13 protein-coding genes are annotated in these 14,217 nt (G+C 69.6%); 5 read left to right on the forward strand and 8 right to left on the reverse strand.

Annotated elements, in window-relative coordinates; translation table 11 throughout:
- Positions 1-90 precede the first annotated feature (90 nt).
- Genes ELQ92_RS16325 through ELQ92_RS12540 form a run of 3 tightly spaced genes read left to right on the forward strand, consistent with a single transcriptional unit; the run spans position 91 to position 1,348 of the window.
- Entirely contained in the window at positions 91-267 is a 177-nt protein-coding gene (locus ELQ92_RS16325) for a hypothetical protein (RefSeq protein WP_166426785.1), read from the forward strand.
- Complete coding sequence (locus ELQ92_RS12535; protein ID WP_128499485.1) at positions 267-530, forward strand: hypothetical protein; 264 nt, start codon at positions 267-269, stop codon at positions 528-530. Before ELQ92_RS16325 ends, ELQ92_RS12535 begins: the two co-directional genes overlap by 1 nt.
- Positions 527-1,348, forward strand: coding sequence for a DUF1206 domain-containing protein (locus tag ELQ92_RS12540; protein ID WP_128499487.1), 822 nt, complete (start codon positions 527-529; stop codon positions 1,346-1,348). Before ELQ92_RS12535 ends, ELQ92_RS12540 begins: the two co-directional genes overlap by 4 nt.
- Positions 1,349-1,464: 116 nt before the next feature.
- Here ELQ92_RS12540 and ELQ92_RS12545 read toward each other — a convergent pair whose 3' ends face one another.
- The 3 genes from ELQ92_RS12545 to gabT form a co-directional block, all read right to left on the reverse strand.
- The gene (locus tag ELQ92_RS12545; protein ID WP_128499489.1) at positions 1,465-2,847 is read right to left on the reverse strand and encodes a flavin monoamine oxidase family protein; all 1,383 of its coding nucleotides are present in this window, start codon (positions 2,845-2,847) and stop codon (positions 1,465-1,467) included.
- A 60-nt stretch (positions 2,848-2,907) separates the two neighbouring features.
- The gene (locus tag ELQ92_RS12550) at positions 2,908-4,368 is read right to left on the reverse strand and encodes an NAD-dependent succinate-semialdehyde dehydrogenase (RefSeq protein ID WP_128499491.1); all 1,461 of its coding nucleotides are present in this window, start codon (positions 4,366-4,368) and stop codon (positions 2,908-2,910) included.
- Positions 4,369-4,473: 105 nt separating this feature from the next.
- Positions 4,474-5,835, reverse strand: a complete 1,362-nt coding sequence (gene gabT / locus ELQ92_RS12555; RefSeq protein ID WP_128499493.1) for a 4-aminobutyrate--2-oxoglutarate transaminase — start codon at positions 5,833-5,835, stop codon at positions 4,474-4,476.
- Between the two features lie 155 nt (positions 5,836-5,990).
- Between gabT and ELQ92_RS12560 the strand changes: the two genes are divergently transcribed.
- Positions 5,991-7,475 carry a PucR family transcriptional regulator gene (locus ELQ92_RS12560; RefSeq protein ID WP_166426786.1) on the forward strand — a complete coding sequence of 495 codons (1,485 nt, stop codon included), beginning with the start codon at positions 5,991-5,993 and terminating at the stop codon, positions 7,473-7,475.
- Between the two features lie 73 nt (positions 7,476-7,548).
- Complete coding sequence (locus ELQ92_RS12565) at positions 7,549-8,589, forward strand: CPBP family intramembrane glutamic endopeptidase (RefSeq protein WP_128499497.1); 1,041 nt, start codon at positions 7,549-7,551, stop codon at positions 8,587-8,589.
- A 9-nt stretch (positions 8,590-8,598) separates the two neighbouring features.
- Here ELQ92_RS12565 and ELQ92_RS12570 read toward each other — a convergent pair whose 3' ends face one another.
- From ELQ92_RS12570 to ELQ92_RS12590, 5 genes are all read right to left on the reverse strand, one after another.
- Positions 8,599-9,606: an alpha/beta hydrolase gene (locus ELQ92_RS12570; protein WP_128499499.1), complete on the reverse strand. Its 1,008-nt coding sequence runs from the start codon at positions 9,604-9,606 to the stop codon at positions 8,599-8,601.
- Positions 9,607-9,617: 11 nt separating this feature from the next.
- Positions 9,618-10,178, reverse strand: coding sequence for a hypothetical protein (locus tag ELQ92_RS12575; RefSeq protein ID WP_128499501.1), 561 nt, complete (start codon positions 10,176-10,178; stop codon positions 9,618-9,620).
- Positions 10,179-10,237: 59 nt separating this feature from the next.
- Positions 10,238-11,632 (reverse strand): FAD-dependent oxidoreductase, encoded by a 1,395-nt coding sequence (locus ELQ92_RS12580; RefSeq protein ID WP_128499503.1) that lies wholly within the window; start codon positions 11,630-11,632, stop codon positions 10,238-10,240.
- Positions 11,633-11,702: 70 nt separating this feature from the next.
- Positions 11,703-12,761, reverse strand: a complete 1,059-nt coding sequence (locus ELQ92_RS12585; RefSeq protein WP_128499505.1) for a polyprenyl synthetase family protein — start codon at positions 12,759-12,761, stop codon at positions 11,703-11,705.
- An 89-nt stretch (positions 12,762-12,850) separates the two neighbouring features.
- Positions 12,851-14,083: a saccharopine dehydrogenase family protein gene (locus ELQ92_RS12590; protein WP_128499507.1), complete on the reverse strand. Its 1,233-nt coding sequence runs from the start codon at positions 14,081-14,083 to the stop codon at positions 12,851-12,853.
- Positions 14,084-14,217: the final 134 nt, after the last annotated feature.

The raw sequence follows: 14,217 nt of genomic DNA on the forward strand, positions 1-14,217 counted from the left end.
CCCTGAGCGACTCGCGCGCGGTCGGAGTCGGACGGAACCGTGCCGCGTCAACCCTCGGCCCGGGGAACACGTTCCCCCTACGCTCACGCCATGACCGCTCTCGGGCGGACTCCCCTCGAGCCGCTCCCCGAATCCGTGGCTCCCGAACCGGAGTCGCGGCGCTCCATCGTCTTCGTCGTGGGTGTCATCGCGTTCCTGGCCTTCGCCGTGCTGCGCATCGTCGTCGCCATCGACCGCGCCCCCTCGACGTGTCGTGGAACGACCTGATGCTCGTGCTGACGAGCGACCCGATCGTCGTCGTCGCCTGGGTTCCCGCGATCGTGGGCGGGACGGTGGGGATGTTCGTCGTCGGTCTGGTCCTCATCCTCCTCCTGTCGTGGCGCGGGCGGCGGTGGGACGCGGCGACCTTCGCGGTCGCCGTCGTCTCGACCCTCGTATGGTGCACCATCGAAGCCGGGCGCGATCGTCGCGCTGCCCGTTCCCCCGACGCCTCGGCGACCGAACCCCACTGGAAGGCCCCTAGCTCATGACCCGCAACAGCTCGACAGCATCCCCGACGGGCGCCGCCCGCGCCGCTCAGGATTCGACGGTCTTCCGTGCCCTCGCGCGCATCGGCTACGTCGTGCTCGGCATCCTGCACATCGTCATCGGAGGGATCGCGATATCGATCTCGACGGGGTCCGGCGGGGAATCCGCCGATCAGGGCGGCGCGATGGAGCAGATCCAGCAGTCGCCCGCCGGCGTCTTCCTGCTGTGGCTCATCGTCGTCGGACTCGCTGCCCTCGCGATCTGGCAGATCGCCGAGGCCTTCCTCGAGCGCGAGCCGGACACGAAGAAGAAGTGGGGCCACCGGATCAAGTTCCTCGGCACCGCCGCCGCCTACATCGCGATCGCGATCACGGCGCTCACCTACGCCATGGGCGGCCAGTCCCCGTCGTCGGACTCGTCGCAGTCGTTCAGCGCGCAGCTCCTCGCCGCACCGGCGGGCGTCGCGCTCCTCGTCCTCGTCGGTCTCATCGTGGTCGGCGTCGGCGTCGCCTTCGTCGTGCGCGGATTCACCAAGGCCTTCATGAAGCACTTGAGCCTCCCCGGAGGGACGACGAAGAAGGGGATCGTCGCGTTCGGCGTCGCCGGCTACATCGCGAAGGGCGTCGCCGTCACCGTGACGGGCATCCTCTTCGTCGTCGCAGCCATCACACACGACCCCGAGGCCGCCGGCGGCCTCGACGCCGGCCTCCGCACCCTCGCCGGTCTGCCCTTCGGCACGGTCATCCTGTGGATCGTCGGCGTCGGTCTCGCGCTCTACGGCCTGTTCTGCTTCGCCCGCTCCCGCTACGCGCGCATGTAGCAGCTCACAGGCGGCGACCACCTCGACCAGCGAGTCGTCGCCAGGCTGCCGGCGCGCTACTTCGGAAGGCGTTCCGATCGCGCGTGCGGCGGGAGGCGCCCGACCTCAGTGGAGGCTCAGCCGAGCGACGCGGCGATCTCGTCGGCCGTGGCGCGGCCGATCCGGATGGCGCCGTCGACGTGTTGGTAGCCCTCGGCCGCGAGATCGCTGCACGACCAGTGGATCGGACCGACGGGCGTGCGCTGGTGCGCTCCGTAACGCGACAGTCCGCCGAGGTCGAAGCTCGCGGCGTACGCTCCGCGCGTCCACTCCTCGGACGCCCAGTCGCTCTCGTAGTAGACGACCGGCTCGAGCGCTTGCGGTCCGTAGTAGGCCGCGAGCGACCCGAGGATGCGGCGCTTCCGCTCCTCGGCCGGGAGGGCGAACACCGCGTCGGCCTTCTCGTCCGAGACGAAGCCGACGAGCGTCCCGCGCGGATCGCCGTGATTCGTGTTGTCGTACGCCTCGTGAACGAGTTGGTACGGGCTGAAGGCGGTGCCCGAGAGACCGGACTCGCGCCAGAACGGCGTCTCGTAGACGGCGTGCACCTTGATGACGAGCCCGAGCGACAGGTGCTGGTGCATCTGCTGCTGACGTCGGGGAAGAGGCGGCTCGAACGCGATGCGCGAGTAGAGGTTCGGCGGAACGGCGACGACGGCCCGGCGGGCCGTCACGGTGATGCCGTCTGCGTACGCGGTGACCGAATCGCCGCTCCATGCGAGCCGACGCACCGGGGCGCTGAGGTGCACGGCGTCGCCGAGGCGTTCGGCGAGCTTGATCGGCACCTGCTGGAGCCCGCCGGCGACACGCTTGTCGAGGATGTAGTCGGCGTCGACGAGGTGGGAGAAGCTCCCGGCCGATGCGGCCATGAGGATCGCCTGAAGGGCCGAGAAGGAGTGCGACGGCTTCGTGAGCATCGCCTCGGCGATGAAGAGGGCGATGTTGTCGCGCGCCTCGACGTCGTCCGTCTGCTGCGTCAGCCACTCGCTCCACGAGATCCGGTCGAGCTCCGCGGCCTTCGCGTGCGCCCACGGCTCCGTGGCGCCGATCTCGGCGGTGAGGCCGTCGAGCACATCGATGAGCCGCTCCATCTCGCGCTGGGTCGCAGCGTCGACGGGGAAGAGCTCGCCGGTGAAGCGGGTGACCTCGCCCGCCGCGTTCGCGTAGACGCTGTCGCCCTCGCGGTAGCGCGAATAGGTCTCGAGCCCGAGTTCTTCGACGGTCTCGATGAGGGCGGCCTGGTCCGGGGACACCCACTGGCCACCGAGTTCGAGGAGTGCCCCGTCGATCGTCTCGGTCCAGAGCCGGCCCCCGACGCGCTCGCGCGCCTCGAGAACGGCGACGGAGTGCCCGGCCGCACGCAATCGGGTCGCGGCGGTGAGGCCGGACGCGCCGGCTCCGACGATCACGACGTCGACGTCGAGTGCCGTGCCCTGCTCGGAACGGCGACTGTCCACCATGGCGGCTCCTTGCTCCAGTACTGCATCCGGTCTGACGGTCGTGGGTCGGGGTTGCGCGGGTCAGGAGACCGGGGTGAGCGTGTACTTCGTCGAGAGGTACTCGTGGATGCCCTCGAAACCGCCCTCGCGGCCGACCCCCGATTGCTTGACGCCCCCGAAGGGAGCCGCCGCATTCGAGATCACGCCGACGTTCAGTCCCATCATGCCCGTCTCGAGCCGATCGATCATGCGGTGACCGCGTCCGAGGTTCTCGGTGAAGACGTAGCTCACGAGACCGTACTCGGTGTCGTTCGCGAGGTGCACGGCCTCGTCCTCGGTGTCGAAGGTCGCGATGGCGAGCACGGGTCCGAAGATCTCCTCGCGGAGGATCTGCGCGTCGCGCGTCACGCCCGTGACGACGGTGGGTTCGAAGAACGTGCCGTCTCCCTCGATCGGGTTGCCGCCCGTCGTGACGGTCGCGCCCTTCGAGACGGCGTCATTCACGAGCTCCTCGGCCTTGCCGACGGCCTTCTCGTCGATGAGCGGTCCGATCGTGACGCCCTCCTCGGTACCGCGACCGATCGAGAAGCCCTGGACCCGCTCGGTCACCCGCCGGGCGAACTCCTCGGCGACGGCCGAGTGCACGATGAAGCGGTTCGCCGCGGTGCATGCCTGACCGATATTGCGGAACTTCGCCGCGATCGCGCCGTCGACGGCCTTGTCCAGGTCGGCGTCCTCGAAGACGACGAACGGTGCGTTGCCGCCGAGCTCCATCGACGTGCGGAGGACGCCTTCGGCCGCCTGGGCGATCAGCTTCTTGCCGACGCCCGTCGATCCTGTGAAGCTGAGCTTCCGCAGCCGAGGGTCGGCGATGATCGGCTCGGACACGGGTCCGCTGCTCGTCGTCTGGACGACGTTGACGACACCCTTCGGCAGGCCCGCCTCCTCGAGGATCTTCACGAACGCGATCGTCGTGAGCGGCGTGAGTGCGGCCGGCTTCACCACGACGGTGCAACCGGCGGCGAGCGCCGGCGCGATCTTGCGCGTCGCCATCGCGAGGGGGAAGTTCCACGGGGTGATGAAGTAGCAGGGTCCCACGGGGAGCTGGCTCACGATCATGTGGCCCGTACCCTCGGGGTTCAGTCCGTAGCGGCCCGTGATGCGCACGGCCTCCTCGCTGAACCAGCGGAGGAACTCGCCGCCGTAGGTGATCTCGCCGACGGACTCGGCGAGCGGCTTGCCCATCTCGAGCGTCATGAGGAGCGCGATGTCCTGCTTGCGCTCCTGCAGCAGGTCGAACGCCTTCCGGAGGATGTTCGAGCGCGTGCGCGGAGGGGTCGCGGCCCACTCGTCCTGCGCCGCGACGGCGGCGTCGAGCGCCGCCACGCCGTCGGCTGCGCTCGCGTCCGCGATCGTCGCGATCGTCTTGCCGGTTGAGGGATCGGTCACGTCGAAGGTCTTGCCGCCCTCGGCGTCTCGCCACTCGCCGCCGATGTACAAACCGGTGGGGATGCTCGCGAGGAGCTCCTGCTCTGTCGTCATAGTGCTGTTCCTTCCGAGGTTCACTGTCCGTGAGGTGTCGACATCGGTCGCCATTCCGGCTCGGATAGCGGCCGATTGTGACACCTCACGAGAGGTAGAGGGGGGTCAGGAGGCGGCGAGCGCCTGGAGGACGACGTCGATGCCCTCGTCGAGCAGCGCGTCCGGGATGGTGAGCGGCGGCAGGAACCGGATGATGTTCCCGTACGTCCCGCACGTCAGGACGATGACGCCCTCGGCGTGGGCGGCCTTCGCGACGCGACCCGTGAGCGTGGCGTCGGGCTCGTTCGTCTCGGGATCGACGAACTCGACCGCGATCATGGCACCCCGCCCGCGGACGTCGCCGATGCGCGCGTCCGACGCCGCCGCCTCCCGGAATCGCGAGACGAGTTTCTCGCCGATGCCGCGCGCCCGGTCGACGAGGCCGTCCTCCTCGTACGTCTCGATCGCCGCGAGGGCCGCAACGCACGCGAGCGGGTTTCCACCGTAGGTGCCGCCGAGTCCCCCGGCGTGCGGGGCGTCCATGATCTCGGCGCGACCGGTCACGGCGGAGAGGGGCAGTCCGCCCGCGATGCCCTTCGCCGTCACGACGAGGTCGGGGACGATGCCCTCGTGGTCGGAGGCGAACATGTCGCCGGTGCGGGCGAAGCCGGTCTGGACCTCGTCGGCGATGAAGACGACGCCGTTCGCGCTCGCCCACTCGACGAGCGCGGGCAGGAAGCCCTCGGCGGGGACGACGAAGCCGCCCTCACCCTGTATCGGCTCGATGATGATCGCCGCGAGGTTGTCCGCGCCGATCTGCTTTTCGATGAGCGAGATCGCGCGCTTCGCCGCTTCCGGACCGGTGAGCCCGTCGCGGAAGGGGTAGGACATCGGCGCGCGGTAGATCTCCGAGGCGAAGGGGCCGAAGCCGCTCTTGTAAGGCATCGACTTCGCGGTGAGCGCCATCGTGAGGTTCGTGCGGCCGTGATACGCGTGGTCGAAGGCGACGACGGCCTGCTTCTTCGTGTACGAACGCGCGATCTTGACGGCGTTCTCGACCGCTTCTGCGCCGGAGTTGAAGAGGGCGCTTCGCTTGTCGTGGTCACCGGGCGTGAGGCGGTTGAGCGCCTCGGCGACGGCGACGTACGAGTCGTACGGCGTGACCATGAAGCACGTGTGCGTGAAGTCGGCGACTTGCTGCTGGACCGCCGCGACGACGCGCGGTGCGCTGTTGCCGACTCCCGTGACCGCGATCCCCGAGCCGAGGTCGATGAGCGAGTTTCCGTCGACGTCCACGACGACGCCGCCGCCGGCGCGCGCCGCGAAGACCGGCATCGTCGTTCCCACCGCCGACGACACGGCCGCGAGCTTGCGCGTCATGAGTTCCTGCGACACGGGACCGGGGATCTCGGTGACGAGGCGTCGTTCCTGCACGAGCTCGTCCCGGTCGAGGGTCTGAGCGGTGATCGTGGCGGTGTCGATGGACATGGTCCGTGCCTCCCGGAGCGTCGAAGCGGCCGGCCTGTGCGCCGATGCCGCTCCGCCCATGCTAGAAGCCGCGGCACCCCGCGTCGATGGACACTCTGTCCATAAAGCCTGCTCAGGATCGACACCATGGCATATCGGGTTCTAGACTCCTCAGCATGCATCCCACCGTGCGCGCTCTCGTCGGTGAGGCGTCATTGCGGCTGACAGTGCTCGACGGCGGAGCGGACGGCGCGCTCGACGCCGAGGTGTCGTGGGCGCACAGCTCGGACCTCTCCGATCCGACGCCGTTCCTCGACCCCGGCCAGGTCCTGCTCACGACAGGAACGCAGTTCGCGGCGGAGGGCGACCACCACGACGCGTACGTCGAGAGACTCACCGCTCGCGGAGTGGCCGCCCTGGGTTTCGGGACCGAGGTGGTCACGGCCGGCACACCGGAGGCCCTCGTGCGCGCGTGCGCCACCCGGGGCCTCCCGCTCTTCGAGGTGCCGTATGACGTCCCCTTCATCGCGATCGCGCGCTTCGTCGCCGACCGTGTCGCCGCCGCCGAACACGCTCGTGACGCCTGGGCACTCGGGGCGATGCGCTCCATCTCGTTCGCCGCCCTGCGACCCGAGGGACTCGACGCGACGCTCGCGGAACTCGCCCGCCAGCTCGACCTGTCGGTGCTGTTGTTCGATGCGTCCGGCGCCGTGACCCACGGTGAGAGCGAAGGGGGACCCGCGCTCGCGGCCAGCCACCGGAGCGACATCGGGGCCGAGGCTGCGCGGCTCCTCCGCCGCGGCCAACGCTCCAGCTCGACGATGCACCTCGACGGCACGACGGTCACCCTGCAGACGATCGGTCGCCGCTCCGAGCTCCGCGGCGCTCTGGCCGTCGTGGGCGAACGCGACCTCGACGCATCCGACCAGACCGTCGTGACGAGCGTCGTGGCCCTCGTCGGCGTCGCGCTCGAGCAAGGGCGCATCCTCTCCCGGGCCCGCTCCGCCGTTCGCAGCGCGGCGGTGCGAGCCCTCCTCGACGGCCGCGCCGACCTCGCCGCCGCCGTCCTCGCCGAGTTGGGAGAGCGCGTTGCCGAGGGAGAGGTGATCGTCGCCCGCGTCCAGCCCGGCGACGGCACGACGGCCGACTCCCGTGCGGCGAATGCGGCGGTCCTCGACGCGTGGATCGACGACGGTCGCGTGCTCATCGGTACGCCGCAACGGATCCGTGCCGCAGCAGGCGCGCTCGTTCATGACGGTGCACGCATCGGCGTCTCGGCACCCACACGTCTCCCCGACCTCCCGCGTGCCCATCGCGAGGCCGGAGCGGCGCTCGCCGCCGCGACCGCCGCATCTCCCGTCGTGCACGCCGGGGAGCTCGGCTCCCGCGGCGTCGATTGGTTGCTCGAGCGACCGGGTTCCCGGGATATCGCAGCCGCCGTCCTGCGGCCGATCGCGCATGACGCGGCGCTTCTCGCGAGTCTCGAGGCCTGGCTCGAGGCGAATGGGCAGACGGATCCGGCCGCCCGCCGCCTCGGCGTGCACCGGCACACCCTCCGCGCGCGGATCTCGACGATCGAGCAGCTCATCGGACGGGACCTCTCCTCGTTCGCCGCTCGGACGGAGGCGTGGATCGCCCTCCGCGCCACCGCAGAAGACTGATGTGTCCCCTCCCCCTCGCGTCGACCGCCCCTGGGCGGAGGCGTTCGCTCCGCGGAACCCCTAGCGTGAAGTCATGACCGAGTTCACGCCACCTTCGCCGTCGGCCGGGTCCGGAATCCCGGCGCCCGCTGCCGATCCGACGTCGCCGCCCACCGCGACCGCCACGACCGTGACCGCGACCTACGACCACGCCCTCCGCGTCGCTCCCGCCTGGTGGCGCGGTGCCCTCGCGATCATCCTCCTCGCCGGGGTGTTCCTCGTTCTCTCGGTCGCACTGAGCGTCGCTGCGATCGCCGTCGATCTGCTGACGGGAGCGTACTCACTCGACGACCTCACGTCGGGGGCCATCACCCTCACCCCGTGGTCGATGCTCGCCAACAACCTCGCCCTCGCGGCGATGTGGCCGGTCGCGGTGCTCCTGCAGTGGTGGCTCTTCGGCGTCCGACCGCGGTGGATGTCGTCGGTCGAGGGCCGGTTCCGCTGGAACTGGGTCGGCCGCCTCGCGCTCGTCATCGTGCCGGTGTGGGCGGTCTACGTCGGGGGGTCGTTCCTCCTCTCGCCGCTCGACGCCGTGGTGATCGACGGCACCGTCATCGCCATGGTCGCCGTCGTCATCCTGACGACTCCACTGCAATCCGCCGGAGAGGAGTTCGGTACGCGGGGACTCATCCAGCGTTCGGCGGGCTCCTGGCTCGCAAACCCGACGGCTGCTTTCGTCGTGGGCACGCTCGTGTCCGGGGCGATCTTCGCCGTCGCGCACCTCGCGGGGGACCCGTGGCTCATCGCCTACTATTTCGTCTTCGGCGCCTCTCTCTCCCTCACCGCGCGCGGCACGGGCGGGCTCGAGGCCCCCATCCTCATCCACGTGACGAACAACGTGCTCCTCCTCGTTCCCACGGCGCTCATGTCACAGACGGACCAGGTCTTCCAGCGCGACGCCGGGACCGGCGGGCCGTTCATGCTCGTCCCGATGGCGATGTGCATCCTCGGGGCCGCCCTCAGCATCTGGTGGGCGCGACGGAACCGTGTCGTCACGGTGGCGCCACTCCCCCCGTCCCGCGTCGCGGCACCGGTCCCCGCGATCGACACCCGGGCGAGTGGTCCGCTCCTCTGAACGGGCTGCTCACCGCTCGAGGGCGCTCCGGAGCCAACGACGGACCTCGGTCTTCGCATGCTCTCGCACCGGTCGGCGCGACAGCATCACATCGTGAAGCGCCCCCTCGATCCGGGCGACGGTCACCGTCGGGGCGAGTTGGAGCGATCGACGGGCGATGTCGGCGACGTCGAGCACACCGTCGGTCTCGAGCATGAGCGGGGACCACTGAGGCTGCAATGTCGAGCGCGCGGACACGAGCGTGAGCACCCGCGCGTCGATCGAGAGGCCCGCCGCGACGGACGCGTGTCCCGCGAGTACCGCACGCAGCCACGCGCGATGCGTGCGGAATCCGCGCTCGGGCCGCCAGCGCAAATCGTAGTCCCACTCCCCTTCCATCGTCGAGGAGACGGCGCGGGTGTAGTAGCCGAAGTCGACGTTCGGCAGCATGCCCAGCGGATCGACGCGTACGCTCATCTCGAGCACCAGCGACAACGCGACGCGGCCGAATTGATGGGCTTGGAACTCGAGCCAGGGGCTGTTGAGGACGAGGGCCGCGACCCGGCCGGGGTGCCGGTCCGTCCACAGGCTCAGGGTGAGTCCCCCCGACGAGTGCCCCATGAGGATCAACGGTCTCGACGGGTGGTCGTCGGCCCCGTGGCCCATGGCGGCGAGGGCCGCCTCGATGTCCTCGTCGTAGGTCTCGAGCGACGTCACGAAGCCGGGTGTCTGATGGTCGAGCAGACTGCGCCCGTACTTCCGCAGGTCGACCGCGTGGAAGCGTGCACCCGTCGACGCCCAGAATTCGGCGAGTTCGCGCTGGAAGAAGTAGTCGGACCAACCGTGAACGTACAGGACGTCCGCGCCTCGTGCCGGGTGCGGTCCGCCCACGTGCAGGACGGCGCGGGCCCACGAGTCGCGGGGGCGGTGACGCACGAGAGTCGCGCGCACCTCCCCCTCGTCGTCGTCCGCGAGGGGCAGCACGAGCTGCTCGAAGTCGTCTCCGAGCACGTCGTCCCGCCACTGCCCCTCCGCCATGACGTGTGGCGTTACGAGGTCCGGTTGCGCCCGAGGCGGTCGAGGAGGATCGCCGCGATGAAGACCGCGATGTACTCGATCGACTGAGAGAGGGTGCCGACGATCCCACTGCTGACGAAGCTCGCCAGGAAGTCGCCACCCTCGACGAGTGTGAGCACCGTCGTGAGGAGGAAGAGTGCTGCGGCCCCGAGTCCGCCGGCGATGAGCGCGCTGCGGAGGAACGCGGTTCGCGTGGCCGCGCGATCGATCGGCGACACGAACGCCGCGCCGACGAAGGCCAGGCCCGCGAATGCGATCGGGAGCACGAGATACATGAGCCTCTGACCGATGTACTCGCTGCCGTAGCCGAACGTCAGGGTGCTGACGGTATTGAGGATCGTCAGCACGACGGCGACGACGACCACGGCGATCGCGCCGACGAGCGGTTCCCGAAACGATCGCGGAGGACGCTGGCCGGCGGAGGGGGCACCGTACTGCTGACCGTACGGCTGCTGCTGCGGGTAGGGCTGAGGCTGCCCGGACGGCTGCTGCGGCCACGGATTCTGGCCCGGATTCCCCTGATCGTTGGTCATGGCGTCAGCCTATCGACGCCATCCCCGCCACGCAGGGATGGCGGGTGTGGAGAACTCCCCTAGTCGGAGACGTGCGTCGAGCCGTCGACATCCGAGGAGACGCGATCGAGCGAGACGTCCACCATCTCCTCACGCGGGACGACCTTCACTCGCTCGCGGCCCCGGGCAGCGCCGAGGGCGAGCTCGTGCTGATCGAGCCGGTGCCAGCCGTCGAGCGTCGTGAATTCGACGCCGCGCTCAGCGAGCAGGGCGGGGACGCTCTCTTCGTCCGGGTGCGCTGGGCTCCACCAGTCGCTCTGGTCTCCGACGAGGTGCGAGATGGTCTCCATCGCGTCGGACTTGGTGTGGCCGATGAGGCCGACGGGTCCACGCTTGATCCAGCCCGTGGCGTAGACGCCCGACAGGATCTCGTTGCTCTCGGCGTGCAACACGCGACCCTCGTGGTTGGGGATGACGCCGTGCTCCTCGTCGAACGGGACACCGGCGAGCGGGGAGCCGAAGTAGCCCACGGCGCGGTAGAACGCCTGGATCGGGATTTCCCGGATCTCGCCCGTGCCGACGACACCGCCCTCGCCGTCCGGTCGGGTGCGCTCGTAGCGGAAGGCCGACACGCGGCCGGTGCCGTCGTCGACGAGACCGAGCGGCTTCGCGTAGAAGTGGAGGTGCAGGCGGCGGCTCGCCGACCCCGTCTCGCGCTGGCGCCACTGCTGCAGTACCCGGTCGATGACCATGACCTGCTTGTTCGACGCGACCGCGAGCTTCGACGCGTCGTCGTAGTCGAAGTCCTCGTCGTAGACGATCATGTCGACGTCGCGCAACTCGCCGAGCTCGCGGAGTTCGAGCGGCGTGAACTTCACCTGTGCAGGGCCCCGGCGGCCGAATACGTGCACGTCGGTGACCGGAGAGGCCTTGAGACCCTCGTAGACGTTGTCGGGGACCTCGGTCGTGAGGAGGTCGTCGGCGTGCTTCGCGAGGATCCGCGAGATGTCGAGGGCGACGTTTCCGTTGCCGAGCACCGCGACCTCGCGGGCCTCGAGCGGCCACGTGCGCGGCACGTCGGGGTGGCCGTCGAACCAGTTGACGAAGTCCGCGGCGCCGTACGAGCCCTCGAGGTCGATGCCCTCGATGTCGAGCGGAGCGTCGCGCACGGCTCCCGTCGAGAAGATGACGGCGTGGTAGTGCTGCTTGAGGTCGTCGAGAGTGATGTCGGTGCCGAAGTCGACGTTGCCGAAAATGCGGATGTCGCCTCGGTCGAGCACATCACGGAGGGCGTTGATGATGCCCTTGATACGGGGGTGGTCGGGTGCGACACCGTAGCGCACGAGGCCGTAGGGTGCGGGGAGTCGCTCGAAGAGATCGATCGAGACGTCGAACGCCCGCTCGTGCTTGAGCAGGATGTCCGCTGCATAGATGCCGGCGGGGCCGGCTCCGACGATCGCGAGTCTCAACTTCACGGGGCGTTCTCCTTGCTGACGGACGGCGCCGGGCGCGTCCGAGGTGCGATGATGCCGCGAGCGGCGATGGTCAGCTGCTGCGTTCGACGATCGAGTCGGCGAATCGCGTGAGCGCGTTCTTGATGGGTCCCTTGGGGAGCACGTCGAGGGCCTCGACGGCCTCGCGCGCCCACCGGTGGGCCTCGGCGAGCGTGTCGGCGGTCGCGGGGTGGCCGCGGAGCTCCGCGATGGCCGCGTCGAAGTCCGCGGAGTCCTCGCCGGCCCTCGCACCCCGCTCGATGCGCTCGAGAAGTGCGGCACTGGCCGCGTCGCTCGCGGCGCGTTCACGCAGGATGAGCAGCGGCAGCGTCACGACGCCGGCCTTGATGTCCGTGCCGGGCACCTTGCCCGTCTGCTCCGGCGCGGCCGAGAGGTCGATGACGTCGTCGACGAGCTGGAAGGCGACGCCGACCTTCTCGCCGTACTCGACGACGGCCGCCTCGTACTCCGACGGGGCGTTCGAGAAGATAACTCCGGCCTGGGCGGCGGCCGCGATGAGGGAGCCGGTCTTGTCGGCGAGGACCTGGATGTAGTGCGCGCGCGGGTCGTCGCCCTCCTTGGGGCCGACGGTCTCGTGCAGCTGACCGAGGACGAGGCGCTCGAACGTCTCGGCCTGGAGGCGGATGGCTCCCTCGCCGAGGCTCGCCATGAGGTTCGACGCGCGCGCGAAGAGGAGGTCGCCCGTGAGGATCGCGATGGAGTTGCCCCACACCGTATGGGCGCTCGGAACGCCTCGGCGGCGATCCGCGTGATCCATGACGTCGTCATGGTAGAGCGACGCGAGGTGGGTGATCTCGATGGCCTTCGCCGCCGTCACGACGTCATCCGTCACGCCCTCGCCCAGGTGCGCGGTGAGCAGCAGGAGCATGGGACGCACGCGCTTGCCGCCCGCTTCGAGCAGGTAACGGCTGGTGGCATCGGCGAGGTCGTCGGTGAAGCTCAGTTCGGCGGCGAGGCTCGCTTCGACGGCGTCCAAACCCTCCTCGATCGCGGAGAGCAAACGCTTCGTCTCGGGGGTGGCGAACATCCGTTCGGCGAGCCCCAACTGCTTGGACAGGCTCGACCCTCGCGTGGGGGCGCTTGGATTCACACCCTCAGCCTATCCGAGCGCCCATGCCACGCCGACGGGGTAGCAGCGGACTGGCAGCAACATCGCCGACGGAGCGCTCGCGCTGCAGGTCAGAGCGGCTTCTCCTCCACCCCCCATGGGGAGTCGTAGCCGTGCGGGGCAGGGGCGGCGAGGAGGTCGAGGAACGGTTTCGCGGGGAAGGCCTCGGGACCGAGCACGCCCGTCCCGGTCCAGACACCCGTCGCGAGCAGTTCCAGAGCGATGACGGGGTTGATCGCCGTCTGCCACACAACGGCTTGCGAGCCGTACTCCGCCATCGTCTGCTCGTTGTCGGCCACGTGGTAGAGGTACGTCGACCGCGGCCGGCCGTCGGTGCCGGTGCCGCGCACCCACACGCCGGCGCAGGTCTTGCCGGTCATCCTGTCGCCGAGGGTCGCGGGGTCCGGGAGGGCGGCCGCGACGACGTCGCGCGGTGAGACCGGGACGCCCTTCACCATCACGGGCTCCGTCTTGTCGAGACCGAGCTTGTGCAGCGTCTTCAGCACGTCGATGAACTCGTCGCCGAGGCCGTACTTGAAGGTCACTCGCTTGGCCTTCGTCCAGCGCGGCATGAGGAGGACCTCTTCGTGCTCGACGTTGACGCACTCGACGGCACCGATGCCCGCCGGGAAATCGAAGACCTCCGGCTCGCTGAACGGCGCCGTCGTGAACCAGCCGCGATCCTGCTCGAATACGACGGGCGGATTGAGGCATTCCTCGATCGTCGTCCAGATGGAGAACGAGGGCGCGAAGTCGTGGCCGGCCACGACGAGATTCGCGCCGTCACGCACGCCGAGTTCATCGATCTCGCTGAAGAGCTCGTCCTCGGCGTAGCGGGCGAACACGTCCGAGAGCCCGGGCTCGACACCGATGCCCACGAGCGCGAGCCGTCCCTCCGCCTCCCACTCGTCGGCCTTCGCGAATTGCTCGTCGCCGAGCTTCACGCCCGTCTCGACGTAGGGGTTCTCGGGGTGCGGCTTCGACAGGCTCATGGCCATGTCGAGATACGTCGCACCGGCGGCGAACGCGCCGTCGAAGATCGGCATCACGAAGCGCGGGTCGACCGCGTTGAGCACGTGGGTGATGCGGTGCTCCTGGATGAGGGCCGCGACCGAGTCGGTACTCGACGCGTCGACCTGCGCGGCGACGAGGCGATCATCTCCGACCGCGGCGACAAGGCTCTTCGGCCGGGCCGGGTCGTAGTCCGCCACGACGAGCGTCTCGAAGAAGGAACGGCGAACGGCGATGCGCGCCGCGGCGGAACCGACGCCTCCGGCGCCGACGATGAGGATCCTGACGGTCATGCTGAGTGCTCCTCGAGAATGGGTGGCGCGGTGAGCGGGTGCGTCGGGCGGATCGGATCGAGCGTCAACGCGTCGATGTGGTGGCGGAGCGGGAGGGTCCGTCGATGGGTCGCGCTGCTCGTCATGCGATGCCG

It is taken from the genome of Labedella populi (assembly GCF_004078655.1).
GTDB lineage: Bacteria > Actinomycetota > Actinomycetes > Actinomycetales > Microbacteriaceae > Labedella > Labedella populi.

Bases quoted from the DNA above. Each gene is read 5' to 3' on its own strand.
- ELQ92_RS16325 (WP_166426785.1), top strand. From the start codon at position 91: ATGACCGCTCTCGGGCGGACTCCCCTCGAGCCGCTCCCCGAATCCGTG.
- ELQ92_RS12535 (WP_128499485.1), top strand. From the start codon at position 267: ATGCTCGTGCTGACGAGCGACCCGATCGTCGTCGTCGCCTGGGTTCCC.
- ELQ92_RS12540 (WP_128499487.1), top strand. From the start codon at position 527: ATGACCCGCAACAGCTCGACAGCATCCCCGACGGGCGCCGCCCGCGCC.
- ELQ92_RS12545 (WP_128499489.1), bottom strand. From the start codon at position 2,847: ATGGTGGACAGTCGCCGTTCCGAGCAGGGCACGGCACTCGACGTCGAC.
- ELQ92_RS12550 (WP_128499491.1), bottom strand. From the start codon at position 4,368: ATGACGACAGAGCAGGAGCTCCTCGCGAGCATCCCCACCGGTTTGTAC.
- gabT (WP_128499493.1), bottom strand. From the start codon at position 5,835: ATGTCCATCGACACCGCCACGATCACCGCTCAGACCCTCGACCGGGAC.
- ELQ92_RS12560 (WP_166426786.1), top strand. From the start codon at position 5,991: ATGCATCCCACCGTGCGCGCTCTCGTCGGTGAGGCGTCATTGCGGCTG.
- ELQ92_RS12565 (WP_128499497.1), top strand. From the start codon at position 7,549: ATGACCGAGTTCACGCCACCTTCGCCGTCGGCCGGGTCCGGAATCCCG.
- ELQ92_RS12570 (WP_128499499.1), bottom strand. From the start codon at position 9,606: ATGGCGGAGGGGCAGTGGCGGGACGACGTGCTCGGAGACGACTTCGAG.
- ELQ92_RS12575 (WP_128499501.1), bottom strand. From the start codon at position 10,178: ATGACCAACGATCAGGGGAATCCGGGCCAGAATCCGTGGCCGCAGCAG.
- ELQ92_RS12590 (WP_128499507.1), bottom strand. From the start codon at position 14,083: ATGACCGTCAGGATCCTCATCGTCGGCGCCGGAGGCGTCGGTTCCGCC.